This is a genomic window from Arthrobacter hankyongi, from assembly GCF_022012395.1.
In the GTDB taxonomy this organism is placed as follows: Bacteria; Actinomycetota; Actinomycetes; order Actinomycetales; family Micrococcaceae; genus Crystallibacter; species Crystallibacter hankyongi.
In genome coordinates this window covers 488,350-500,194 of sequence record NZ_JAKLTQ010000001.1, presented here as the reverse complement: position 1 = coordinate 500,194, position 11,845 = coordinate 488,350, and the positions used below count along the sequence as shown (strand labels likewise).

Here is an 11,845-nt window from a genome sequence, read left to right as displayed (position 1 = left end):
TGACTTGCGCCACCCTACAGTCTGTAGTGCCGGTCACAAGGCCAGCCTGGATGATTCTAGAGAAATTAAGGAGCCGTGGTGCTGGTTCTCCTCGGATTTGCGATGATCGCGGTCTTTATGGCGCTGATCATGACCAAGAAGCTCACGCCGGTGCTGGCACTGATCCTGGTGCCCACCATCTTCGGCCTGTTCGCCGGAGCCGGCCTCGGGCTGGGCGACATGGTCCTGGACTCGATGAAGTCCCTGACCTCGACCGCGGCGCTGCTGATGTTCGCGATCATCTTCTTCGGCCTGATGATCGACGTCGGCCTGTTCGACCCGCTGGTGCGCTTCATCCTGCGCACCCTGGGCAACGACCCGGCGAAGGTGGTCCTGGGCACCGCACTGCTGGCCGCCGTCGTCTCGCTGGACGGGGATGGCTCGACCACCTTCATTCTCACCACCGCGGCGATGCTGCCGATCTACCTGCGCCTGGGCCTGAGCCCGGTGGTGCTCACCTGCGTGGCCGGCCTGGCCAACGGCACCATGAACATCGTGCCGTGGGGCGGGCCCACCGCCCGCGCCGCCGCGGCTCTGAAGGTTTCGCCGTCGGATGTCTTTGTCCCGATGATCCCGTCGCTGCTGGCCGGCATGCTGGTCGTGTTGGTCTTCGCCTGGACCCTGGGCCTGCGCGAGCGCAAGCGCCTGGCCGGCGCCAAGCCGGAGTTCTGGGCCGCCGGCAGCAACGCTGTCGCGGTCGACGGCGGCACCGTCCTGGCCGGGGGCGGCAGCGTAGCAGCGGCCGGCGGCCGCCGTGCCGCGGGCAACGGCTCGACCAGCGCAGGCTCCCGCGCCGGCGGTTCCGGCTCCGTCGCAGTGTTGGATGCCCCGGCGGCAGGGGGCGATGCCGCCCCGGGTATGGCCGGTTCCGCGCTGGACCCGGACCGCCCGACCCTGCGGCCGAAGCTGTTCTGGTTCAACCTGGCCCTGACTGTCGCCGTCATGACAGTGCTGGTGCTGGACATCATTCCGCTGGCGTTCGTGTTCATGATCGGCGCGGCCCTGGCCCTGGTGGTCAACTTCCCGCACGTGAAGGACCAGGCCGCCCAGCTGGTGGCCCATGGCAAGAGCGTCGTGGCGGTGGTCTCGATGGTGATGGCCGCCGGCGTCCTCACCGGCGTGCTCAACGGCACGGGCATGGTGGACGCGATGTCCAAGTGGCTGGTCGGAATCATTCCCGAATCGTTGGGCCCGTTCATGGCGGTGATTACCGGCCTGCTGAGCATTCCGATGACCTTCTTCATGAGCAACGATGCGTTCTACTTCGGCGTCCTGCCGGTGCTGAGCGAAACCGCCGCCCACTTCGGCATCGACCCGGCGGAAATGGCCCGGGCCTCCATCACCGGCCAGCCGGTGCACATGCAGAGCCCGCTGGTGCCGGCGATCCTGCTGCTGGTCTCGCTGGCCAACGTGGAACTGGGTGACCACCACAAGAAGGTGCTGTGGCGCTCCGCCGTCGTCGCGCTGGTAATGCTCGTGGTCGGCGTCCTGCTCGGGGCGATCCCCTGGGGCTGACCCTCCGCTTGGGCTGATGAAGCCGCGTCCCTTTGGGCAGTCAAAGGGACGCGGCTTCTTCCGTGGGCGGGGCCGGCACGACCACTTCGCCGGTCGCCGTCGTATCCGGGTTCAGCATCCAGCCCACGCGCTTGAGGAATTTCACCGTGAGCGAGCTTTCGATGATCCGTGCGCGGGGGACCGCTGCGAGGAAGCGGTCCTCGATTTCCAGCACCTCCGCCGCGGTGCGCATCCACATGATGAAGGTGAAGTTGCTGGTGCCCGTGGTCGAGGCGCAGAGCCGCAGGCTCCGGAAGCCGCGCAGCACCTCGACCGCGCGGTCCCGCTCGTCCGGCGGCAGGCTGGCGAACCACTGGCAGCTGACCGGATAGCCGCTGTAGTCCTGGGCCACTTCGCAGCGGAAGGCAAGGGTGCCGCCGGCCAGCACGCGGTTCAGTTGCCGGCGGGCGGTGGCCGGATGCAGCCCCGTGGCCGCGGCGATCTCCGCCGCCGTCGCCCGTCCGTTGCGGCTCAGGGCCTGGACGATCGGCCAGTAGGACGCCGGCGGTGGCCCGGTATAGCCGGCAGGCCGCTGTCCCGCGACGCCGCGCAGCCGTGCGCGCTGCGGCGCGCTGAGCGCCTCGAGGTTCCAGCTGTCGGCTCCGGCGTGCAGGGCCGTGCACATGGCGCTCTGGTACTTGATGATGCCCGGGATCCGGGCGAACCGGGGCAGGATTCCCCGGGTCAACTCCTCCCAGCCCGGAGTCACCACGGTGAGGACCAGGTCGCGGTTCCGTGCCGATTCCTCCACCGAGACCACCTCGGGGATGGTGCACAGGGCCGCCTCCACGGCGTCCCGGCCGCGCAGTTCGCAGTCCACATCCACGAAGCTCAGGGTCATCTTCGCCGGGTCGCCAAGCAGGTGCGCGGTCACCCAGGCCACGCCGGTGGCCCGGAGCCGGTCCCAGCGGGCGGCCAGGGTGGTCGGATGCCGCTCCAGCACGTCGCCGGCATCCTGCCAGCTGATCCGCGGCGCCAACTGCAGGACGTTGACCAGCGCGCGGTCGTCGTCGGTGAGATCCATGACCATCCCTGATCGGTTTTTCGGTTTCCGATCCATTAGTTGTTTCTTTTCTGGATTTTAGTCGAATGTGAGTCAGGTCACTCAATAATTGTCTGGACCGCTTTTCCCCAGGAGCCAGCCCATGACGGTTATTGCCGATGCGCACGAACTCCAGGACGACATCGTCCGGCTGCGCCACCGGCTGCATCAGGAGCCGGAGATCGGGCTGGTGCTGCCGCGCACGCAGGAAAAGGTCCTCGAGGCGCTGGACGGGCTGCCGTACGAGATCATCCTTGGCCGGGAGACCACCTCGGTCACGGCGGTGCTGCGCGGCACCGCCGCCGGCAATGCCGCTGACAGACCGGTGGTGCTGCTGCGCGGGGACATGGACGGCCTGCCGGTCCAGGAAGCCACCGGCGTCCCCTACAGTTCCCGGATTGATGGGGCCATGCATGATGCCTGCGGCCACGACCTGCACACCGCGATGCTTGCCGGGGCCGCCACGCTGCTGGCCGAGCGCCGGCACCAGCTGGCCGGCGACGTCGTCCTGATGTTCCAGCCCGGCGAGGAGGGGTGCGACGGCGCCGGCGTGATGCTGCGCGAGGGCGTGCTGCAGGCCGCGGGCCGGCGTCCGGACGCCGCCTACGCCCTGCACGTCATGTCCGGACTGGAGCCGAACGCCCGGTTCTTCACCAAGCCGGACATCCTGATGTCCGCCTCGGACGGCCTGTTCGTCACCGTGCACGGGGCCGGCGGACACGGCTCCGCGCCGCACTCGGCCCAGGACCCGGTCACGACCGCCGCCGAAATGGTCACCGCGCTGCAGGTGATGATCACCCGCCAGTTCAACATGTTCGATCCGGTGGTGCTGACCGTGGGCCTGCTCCAGGCCGGCACCAAGCGCAACATCATCCCGGACTCTGCCCGGTTCGAGGCCACGGTGCGCACCTTCTCCGAAGCCAACCGGGACAAGATGATGCTGGCCGTGCCGCGGCTGCTCGAAGGCATCGCCGCCGCCCACGGACTGAAGGTCACGGTCGACTACCAGGCCGAGTATCCGCTGACCGTGACCGACGCGGCGGAGACGGAGAAGGCGGAACGGATCATCACCGAACTCTTTGGCGGCCACCGGTACGTCCGCATGGCCCGGCCGCTGAGCGGATCCGAGGATTTCTCCCGGATCCTTGACGCGGTGCCCGGCAGCTTTATCTGCCTTTCCGCAACGGATCCGGCGGCCGACTACCGGACCGCGCCATTCAACCACTCGCCGTTCGCCACCTTCGACGACAACGTCCTGGCCGACGGCACCGCCCTCTACACCCAGCTGGCCCTGACCCGCATCGCCGAGCTGGCCGCCGGCTGAACCTGCCGACCCCCATTCGCCCCAGGAGCTACCCGATGAAGACCAAACCCGAAGCCTCGGTCCATCCCGGACACCCGGCCAAACACGCACCGCAGGCCCCGCCGGTCAGCCAGCGCCGGACCATCATCGGCACCGGCATGGGCAACGCCGTCGAATGGTACGACTGGGCGGTCTACGCGACCTTCGCCCCGTTCTTCGCCGGCCAGCTGTTCAACAACCAGGACAAGGCGTCGGCGGTGCTGTCCACCCTGGCGATCTTCGCCGTCGGCTTCCTGGCCCGGCCCTTCGGCGGTTTCGTCTTCGGCTGGCTGGGCGACCGGATCGGCCGCAAGTATTCGATGACGCTCGCCGTCGCCCTGTCCGCGCTGGGCAGCCTGATCATCGGCATCGCCCCCACCTACGCGGCGGTGGGAGCCATCGCGTCGCTGACCTTGCTGATCGCCCGGCTGATCCAGGGCCTGGCCCACGGCGGCGAGCTGCCCTCCTCCCAGACCTACCTCTCGGAGATGGCCCCGCGCGAGAAGCGCGGTTTCTGGGCCACCCTGATCTACTTCTCGGGCACCGTCGGCATCCTGTTCGGCACGCTGCTCGGCGCGGTGCTGACGGTGGTGCTCAGCGACGAGGCGATGCTGGCCTGGGGATGGCGGATCCCGTTCCTGATCGGCGCGGTGATGGGCCTGTACGCCCTGGTCATGCGGTCGCGGCTGAAGGAGACGGACGTCTTCGAGCATGAAACGACGGTCGAGAAGCGCGAGCCGATGTGGCCCCAGATTGTCCGCCACCGCAAGCAGGCCCTGCAGGTGATTGGCCTGACCGTCGGCCTGACGGTCGTCTACTACACCTGGGGCGTGCTGGCGCCGACCTACGCCGCCACCAGCCTGGGCATCGACCGCGGGGCGGCCCTATGGGCCGGTGTCGTCGCCAACCTGGTCTTCCTGGCGGTCCTGCCGCTGTGGGGCAAGGCCTCGGACCGGTTCGGCCGCAAGCCGGTGCTGTGGATCAGCGCCCTCGGGGCTGCGGTGATGCACTTCCCGATGACCTGGCTGCTGAAGGACTCACCTTGGCAGCTGGCCGTGTCCATGTCGGTGATGCTGGTCTTCATCGCCGGCTCGGCCGCGATCGTGCCGGCCGTGTATGCGGAGCTGTTCCCAACCCACATCCGCACCATCGGCGTGGGCGTGCCCTACTCCATCTGCGTCGCGATCTTCGGCGGCACCGCTCCGTACCTGAACAGCTGGCTGACCGCCTCCGTCGGCCCGAACGCCTTCGGCCTCTACACGGTGGTCCTGCTGCTCATCAGCTTTACCTTCATCTTCACCATCCCGGAGACCAAGGCCAAGGACCTGAGCTGACCCTCCGCGCGCATCGCAGGCAGGATGGCAGTGCGGGCTGGGAGCCGGGACCGGGTCAGCGCACCTGCATGACTTCAGCGTCCGTGACGCGGCGGAGTTCGTCGAAGCCGATGGAGAACATGGACCTGTGGTCGCCCGCGCCGGCCCAGAGTACCGGATAATTCCTCAGGGACTCGTCGAGGACCGTGGGGATCGGTGCCGGATGCCCCACCGGCGCGACGCCGCCGACCTGCTGGCCGGTGTGGGCCAGGACAAATTCGGGTGCGGCCCGGCGGATGCGCCCGGTACCCAGCTGCGCGGCCACCAGCTGCGTGTCCACGCGGGCGGCGCCGCTGGCCAGGATCAGCAGCGGCGAACCGTCGACGTCGAACACCAGGCTGTTGGCAATGGCGGCCACGTCGCAGCCGAGTTCGGCGGCCGCGGCAGCGGCCGTCGGCACATCGTTGTCGAAGACCGTGACTGTGTCGCGGGCGCCGAGGCTGACGAGCGCGGACCTGACGGCCGTTACCGGATCCGGAAGCATCAGATGATTTTAGCCGGGCATTGCCGGGCGGCGCTCCGTTCTCACACCGGGCCGGGCGGCGTGCCACCGGAGCCGTAGGGCCGCGTGATGGCCTCCAAGAGGTGCCCGGCCGGGTCATGGAAGTAGACGCCGCGTCCGCCATCGTTGCGGTTGATCTGCTGCGGCACGGATTTGGCCGGGTCGGCCCAGTAGGGGAGGTGCTCTGCTTCGATCCGGCCAAGGATCCCGTCGAAATCATCTTCGCTGACCAGGAACGCGTAGTGCTGGGCGGTGATGTCCCGGCTCGAGTTCGCGAAGTCCAGCGCGACCCCGTCCGCCAGCATCACCGTCATGAAGGACCACATGGGCCTGGGCCGGGCGACCCCGAAGATCCGGGCGAAGAATTCCGCAGAAAGGACCTTGTCCTTGGCAAAGATGATCGTGTGGTTGAACGCAACGGTCATGGCGGCCTCATTCAGGCGTGGAGGGCGCGTCGCGCACGGGCTTCAGCGCGCCGGCCCAGGCAATGACCTGGTCGAACAGCGGCTCCAGGGCCTTGGCGGCATTTTCGGTGGGTCTGAACTCGCGGCCCTCGAACTGGCGGGAATACGGCAGGAAGACCTGGGCACGCACGTCGGCCATCTGCAGTTCGGCGGCGATCAGGCGCAGATGCTCGACGGCGCGGGTGCCGCCGGCACTGCCGTAGCTGACGAAGCCGCACGCCTTGTTGTTCCACTCCGCGTACAGGAAGTCGATGGCGTTCTTCAGCGCCGCGGGCACTGAGTGGTTGTATTCGGCCGTGACGAAGATGTAGCCGTCGAACGCGGCAATCTTCGCCGCCCACGCCTTGGTGTGGTCTTCGGTGTACCGGCCGGCGATCGGGGGCACCGGCTCGTCCAGCAACGGCAGGCCCTGATCGGCCAGGTCGATGAACTCGAATTCCGCGTCCGTGCGCTTGCGGGCGTGGCCATAGACCCAGTCGGCCACGCCCTTGCCCAGCCGGCCGGGCCGGGTGCTGCCCAGAATGATGGCGATCTTCGGAGCGGGCATGGGCCTCAGTCCTTCCGGCCGTTAACGCTTGGTCCTCCCATTCCATCGGCCCGGGCCGATCTGTCAAGGTTTTGCCGTGGACCGCGGACGCCGACGCGTTACCCCAGGTAGGGCAGCTGCTCCAGCGGTTCGCCGGAGGCGATCCGCTTCAACGGCTCCGGTTCCGCATCATCGGAGGCCAGCGCGCGTTCGACGACGCCGGTGGAGCCAAAACGGACCCCAAGCGACGCCTATCCTTCAGTCAATGCGGGGCGGGTTGCAGAGCGGCAGTCAGTCCGGCACCAGCTACCGCAGCGGCGTCCGGCGCGAAGACCAGTTCGTGGATGCGGCGGGCGATCTCCTCGCCGGCCAGCACGCCGCGGGCCGCGGTGACGGCCAGTTGCGGGGCGAGGAATCCTGCCGCTTCCAGCTCGCCGTGGGCGGGGCGGAGGCCGTGGTCCGCGGCCAGCAGCATGCCGCGGTCCAGCAGCGAATCGCCCGCCGCGATCAGCGGGCTGCCGCCGCTCCGGACCGCGATCTCGGCGACCGCCGCTTCCTTGGTGATGGCCTCGGGCACGCAGTACAGCTTGCGCCCCTGCAGCGAGACGGTCCAGCCGCGCTCGGCACACCACAGTTCCAGTCCGGCCAGGTCCGCGGGGGAGAGCAGGTCCCGCTCCACGATCGCATAGACGAACAGTTCCTCGGCGTCGCGCAGCCGCAGCATCCAGTGCGCATACCCGGGCCCGGCCAGTTTGGCGGCAATTTCCGCCAACGGCGAGCAGTTGCTGTCCAGCGTTTGCGCGAGGTGGTCGGACCAGACCGGGTCCGGCTCGCCGTCGACCAGGATCCGTCCGCCGTTGGTGGTGACCGCGTAGCGCGGCGGCGGCCCGGGCAGCCGGATCCGCTCGTACTGGGCCATGGTCCGCGTGGTCACCGGGACGAACGTGCAGGCGGCGGCGATTTCCGCCAGCAGCACGTCCGCGGCCCGGGTCAGGAAGGACAGCGGGCGGCCCTGGTAGACCTCGGCCACGGTCAGGGCCGGGGCCAGCCGGTCTTCGCCGTCGAGCAGCAGCGCGCCGGCCGAATAGATCAGCGTGCGGTCCAGGTCGCAGCAGACCAGCGGGGCCATCATCGGCTGCCTTCCGGCTCGGGCCTGATCAGCCCGACACAGCTGTACGGCAGGCCCGGCACTTCGACCACCGTCACCCCGCGCTGTTCGGCCAGCAGCAGCACATGGCCCAGGTCCGCGGTGGCTTCGGGGTTGACCAGCACCTGCCACGGCACCCGGCGCAGCAGCACCCGGGTGGTCTCGCCGACTCCGGGCTTGACCAGGTTGGGGCTGGGAATGCCGTACTCGGCGGCGATCCGCTCCACTGCCTTCCAGCCGCTCCAGTCCACCGTGGGAACCTCGGCCAGACGCTGGCCTGCCTCGGCCGCGGCGGCGTCCCGGACGTCGGCGAAGCGGGCGGAAACGGCGTCGAGGAACCGGGCGGACCGGTCCGAACCGGCGAGCTCGGCATAGAACTTGGCGCCGTGGAAGTCCCCGGCCCCGATGTAGTCCGCGTTGAGTACGGTGCGGGACACCAGGCCGGAGACGGTGGAGTTCAGGCACGCCGAGGGAATCAGGTAGTCGTCGCGGGTGCCGAACAGCGTGGTGCAGTGTCCCGGGTCCGCCAGCACAGCCAGCTCCGGGCTGAAGCTGGGGCCGTGCTCGGCGGCGAAGCGTTCCAGCGCCTCCTGCAGCTCGCGGCTGATGGCGCCCTTGCCGGTCCAGCCGTCCACGAAGAGGACCCGTGCCGGGTCGTGGCGGGCCGCCAGGTAGCGCAGCGCGGTTTCGTCGATCCCGCGCCCGCGGACGATGCTCATCGTGTAGTGCGGCACGTCCAGGCCGTGGAAGTCGCGCAGCCAGCGCTTCATCAGGATGCCCACCGGGGTGCCGGCGCGGGCGAGCGAGACGAGCACCGGCCGGCCGTCCCGGGCCGCCAGCGCCATTTCCGCCACGACGCCGATGGCCTGCGCCACCCGTCCGGCCGAGCGTTCCAGCGCCTGCTCGAAGAGGGCCAGGTATTCCGGGCTCGGATGGTATTCCACCGGCAGCGACTCGGCGTAGTGGGCGGTGCCGGCCTGGATGGCCCGCTCGCGCTCGGCGGTGGGGGCCTCCAGCTGCACCCGGCTGAGGTCCTTCAGCAGCCAGGCCACCTCGCCGGCGGCGTAGGACCCGAATTCCGGCCCGTACAGCGGGTCCGGGAGGGCTCCGGCCGGTGCTTCGGCATCCGCGCGGGTTGCGAGCGGGCCGGCCGTCCCGCTGCCTGCCGGGCCGGGTAGCTGGACGACGAGGACGCGGTCGCAGGCCGCGCCCAGCGCCTCGGCGAGGCTTCCGGGGCCGGTCACCGAGGCCGGATCGGTGCCGGGTTCGGGAACGACGACGACGGTGCCGCGGCGTTCGCCGGGACGGTGGACGTTGTAGGCGTAGCGCGGGCCGGGACCATCGATGGTGCCGTCGTGGCTGGCGAAGGACAGGACGGTGTTGATGGCATAGTCCGGCCGCGCCAGCGCCACGATCGGGGAGCGGGTGGTCGAGGAGAACCGGACGGGCACGCCGGCCGGAACCTCGCCGGCCAGCCAGTCGGCCAGCGCCAGCGGCAGATGGAGGTATTCCTCGGTGCCGAGCACCAGGATGCCGTCCGCGGCGGCCTGAACGTCCAGCCTGTCCAGCGCCTCCAGCACGCGGCGGCCGACGGCGGCAGCCGTCCGGGCCGCGGCGCCGAATCCGGCGGGCGCACTGCCGTAGCGGTCCAGCAGGGCCGCCGGCCCGACCGGCAGGTCGCTGGCCGCCACCGGTAGCAGCACCACGCGGCCGGTGGCCGCTGCGGTGCTGCCTGTTGCCGGGCCGCCCGCTGCCGCGCCGTCGTTCGCGGCGGGCAGCGCGGCCAGCTGCTGCCGCGCGCGGTCCAGCACATCCGGCGGCAGGGTCACAGACCCGCGGGCCAGCGCAACGGTGCGGATCACGGTGCCCAGTTCGGCGGCCAGTGCTTCGAAGCGGGCCCGGTCCGCGTCGGTGCGCAGATCGACCAGCGCGGCGACCACGTACTGTTCCTTCGGCGACCGGGCATGCAGCTCGCGGATGGTGTTGATAATGGTGGCCCCGGTGCTCAGCTCGTCGTCGACCAGCACCAGCACCCGGGCACGGTCGAGCCGGGCCGGGTCCGCGGGCAGCAGCCGGTGTGAGGTGGCGTGGGAATGCGCTTCCTCGAAGGCGCCGTACGCGGCGGTGCCGTTGCCGCTGTGCCGGGTGGAGTGGATGTAGTAGGAGCCGACGGCCCCGGCCACCAGGCGGCCCAGGCCGGTGGCTGTCTCGGCATAGCCGAGGGTGGCCGCCTCCGGATGCGAGGCACGCAGCGGGGCAAGCAGGCCGCGCGCGGCGTGCAGTAGCCGGGCGCGCTCGGCCGCCGCTTCCGGGGATTCCGGCCGTGTCTGGGCCAGCCGCAGCACCGCCGAGAGGTGGCCGGCCGCCTGCCGGACCGCTGCGGCGCCGTCCGGCAGGGTTCCGTCCAGGGCCTGGGCCGCGAGCACGCCGAGCAGTTCGCCGGCGGCGATGACCAGTCCCGGATCGCTGGGCCGGTGCTTGCCCAGGACGCGGGAGACCAGCAGATGCGCCCGCTTCGGGTTGCGCCGCAGGGCCAGCCCCACCAGCTCCCGGACGTCGAAGAGGCTGCCGGAGGTGTCCGTGCCGACGCCGATCTCCAGCACGGACTCGACGTGGCCGCCGGTCCACGGCAGCACGGCGGTCTCCGCCGGGTCCCCGGTGCTTGTTATGGTCACTGCATGCTCGCTTCCAGCAGGTCTACGAAATTGACGTCGGGGGCGGCCACGCCGAACGCGGCCGCCTTGAGCAGGGTCCGTTCGGCCCAGGCCCGGTGGGGTTTGATCTCGTTCATTTTGTTGCTGTACGGGGACGCCTTGGCCCCGCCGTTGGCCGGATCTACGATGTCCTGGGCGTCCAGGTATTCTTCATGGCTGACCACGGAGAGCGCATGGACCACCGGGACGTGGCTGGGATGGATGACCGTCTTGCCGAGCAGCCCGTTGGCGTGGTCCAGCTCGGTTTCCCGGATCAGCCCGTCCAGGTTGGAGCGCAGCAGGCGCTGGCGCAGGGCTGCCTCGTCCGCTGCCTCGAAGGGAGTGGAGCGCAGCTGCGGGCGCAGCAGCCGCTCGGTGTTGACGAAGTGCTCCCAGACCGGGCCGGTGATCACCAGGCCGTCCCCGGGCCGGCCGAGGATATTGACGATGTCGGCGATGACCGAGGCGACCACCTGCACGTCGTAGATGGTCAGGTCCCGGGACCGGCGCAGCCCGAAGGCGCTGGAGAAGTCCGTGGCCCCGATCCGCACGGCCAGGACATCCTCGCGGTGCTGCTTGATCACGTCGAAGACATGCGCCAGGGCCCGCGTGCGCGTCTCGCGGTGGATGATGGCCGGGGATTCCAGGATCGGCATGACCCACATCCGGTGACCGCCCCCGACCAGCCGGCGGACCTCCCCGAGGGCTTCGAAATACCGTTCGGCCAGCCCGGTTTCGTTCTCGAATTTGGGGATGGAGAAACCGGAAACCGCCCGCAGCGCCGGACCGCCGCGGCGGGCCAGTGCCAGCATCTGCTCCGGGCTGCGGGTCCGGATGAAGAGCATCGGCGTCTGCAGGCTGCCGGCATCGTGTGCCGCGCTGCGGTCCTGCAGCCGGCTGAGCGCGGCCAGGACATTCTCCTCCGCCGCGGCGAGCTCCTGGTCCGGTACCGAGTCCTCGAGGCAGAGGACCTGGCTGACGCAGCCGCGGGCGCCGAGCTTGACCACGTCGTCGGCCAGCCCCGGCCGCGTGCCGGGGCTGTAGAGCGTGGCGCCGAGGGCGGCGGCGAGCAGGGCCGGATCGGTTTCGAGGCTGAGCTCGGCGGGCCGGCGGTGGAAGAGCCGGGCCAGCTGCTCTTCGGCGAGGAAACTGAAATGGCGCAC

General features: G+C 70.0%; 10 protein-coding genes. 3 read left to right on the top strand and 7 right to left on the bottom strand.

Annotated features, from left to right (window positions below; translation table 11 throughout):
- Window positions 1-78: 78 nt before the first annotated feature.
- Window positions 79-1,554, top strand: coding sequence for a CitMHS family transporter (locus tag LVY72_RS02210; protein ID WP_237817809.1), 1,476 nt, complete (start codon window positions 79-81; stop codon window positions 1,552-1,554).
- A gap of 40 nt (window positions 1,555-1,594) precedes the next feature.
- Here the strand turns inward: LVY72_RS02210 and LVY72_RS02205 are convergent, their stop codons facing one another.
- Entirely contained in the window at window positions 1,595-2,617 is a 1,023-nt protein-coding gene (locus tag LVY72_RS02205) for an Lrp/AsnC family transcriptional regulator (RefSeq protein WP_237817808.1), read from the bottom strand.
- 121 nt (window positions 2,618-2,738) lie between these two features.
- Between LVY72_RS02205 and LVY72_RS02200 the strand changes: the two genes are divergently transcribed.
- Window positions 2,739-3,959, top strand: coding sequence for a M20 metallopeptidase family protein (locus tag LVY72_RS02200; RefSeq protein WP_237817807.1), 1,221 nt, complete (start codon window positions 2,739-2,741; stop codon window positions 3,957-3,959).
- Window positions 3,960-3,994: 35 nt separating this feature from the next.
- Window positions 3,995-5,311, top strand: a complete 1,317-nt coding sequence (locus tag LVY72_RS02195; RefSeq protein WP_372463666.1) for an MFS transporter — start codon at window positions 3,995-3,997, stop codon at window positions 5,309-5,311.
- A 55-nt stretch (window positions 5,312-5,366) separates the two neighbouring features.
- Here the strand turns inward: LVY72_RS02195 and LVY72_RS02190 are convergent, their stop codons facing one another.
- The 6 genes from LVY72_RS02190 to LVY72_RS02165 form a co-directional block, all read right to left on the bottom strand.
- Window positions 5,367-5,834: a YbaK/EbsC family protein gene (locus LVY72_RS02190; protein WP_237817806.1), complete on the bottom strand. Its 468-nt coding sequence runs from the start codon at window positions 5,832-5,834 to the stop codon at window positions 5,367-5,369.
- 41 nt (window positions 5,835-5,875) lie between these two features.
- Window positions 5,876-6,277, bottom strand: coding sequence for a VOC family protein (locus LVY72_RS02185; RefSeq protein WP_237817805.1), 402 nt, complete (start codon window positions 6,275-6,277; stop codon window positions 5,876-5,878).
- Window positions 6,278-6,284: 7 nt separating this feature from the next.
- Complete coding sequence (locus LVY72_RS02180; protein ID WP_237817804.1) at window positions 6,285-6,863, bottom strand: NADPH-dependent FMN reductase; 579 nt, start codon at window positions 6,861-6,863, stop codon at window positions 6,285-6,287.
- Window positions 6,864-7,104: 241 nt separating this feature from the next.
- Entirely contained in the window at window positions 7,105-7,974 is an 870-nt protein-coding gene (locus LVY72_RS02175; RefSeq protein ID WP_237817803.1) for an HAD family hydrolase, read from the bottom strand.
- Window positions 7,971-10,664 carry a phosphoribosyltransferase domain-containing protein gene (locus LVY72_RS02170; RefSeq protein ID WP_237817802.1) on the bottom strand — a complete coding sequence of 898 codons (2,694 nt, stop codon included), beginning with the start codon at window positions 10,662-10,664 and terminating at the stop codon, window positions 7,971-7,973. Before LVY72_RS02170 ends, LVY72_RS02175 begins: the two co-directional genes overlap by 4 nt.
- Entirely contained in the window at window positions 10,661-11,845 is a 1,185-nt protein-coding gene (locus tag LVY72_RS02165; RefSeq protein WP_237817801.1) for an HpcH/HpaI aldolase/citrate lyase family protein, read from the bottom strand. Before LVY72_RS02165 ends, LVY72_RS02170 begins: the two co-directional genes overlap by 4 nt.

Excerpts from the sequence above, each read along its gene's own strand:
- LVY72_RS02200 (WP_237817807.1), top strand. The coding sequence starts at position 2,739 with ATGACGGTTATTGCCGATGCGCACGAACTCCAGGACGACATCGTCCGG.
- LVY72_RS02185 (WP_237817805.1), bottom strand. The coding sequence starts at position 6,277 with ATGACCGTTGCGTTCAACCACACGATCATCTTTGCCAAGGACAAGGTC.
- LVY72_RS02175 (WP_237817803.1), bottom strand. The coding sequence starts at position 7,974 with ATGATGGCCCCGCTGGTCTGCTGCGACCTGGACCGCACGCTGATCTAT.
- LVY72_RS02180 (WP_237817804.1), bottom strand. The coding sequence starts at position 6,863 with ATGCCCGCTCCGAAGATCGCCATCATTCTGGGCAGCACCCGGCCCGGC.
- LVY72_RS02205 (WP_237817808.1), bottom strand. The coding sequence starts at position 2,617 with ATGGATCTCACCGACGACGACCGCGCGCTGGTCAACGTCCTGCAGTTG.
- LVY72_RS02190 (WP_237817806.1), bottom strand. The coding sequence starts at position 5,834 with ATGCTTCCGGATCCGGTAACGGCCGTCAGGTCCGCGCTCGTCAGCCTC.
- LVY72_RS02195 (WP_372463666.1), top strand. The coding sequence starts at position 3,995 with ATGAAGACCAAACCCGAAGCCTCGGTCCATCCCGGACACCCGGCCAAA.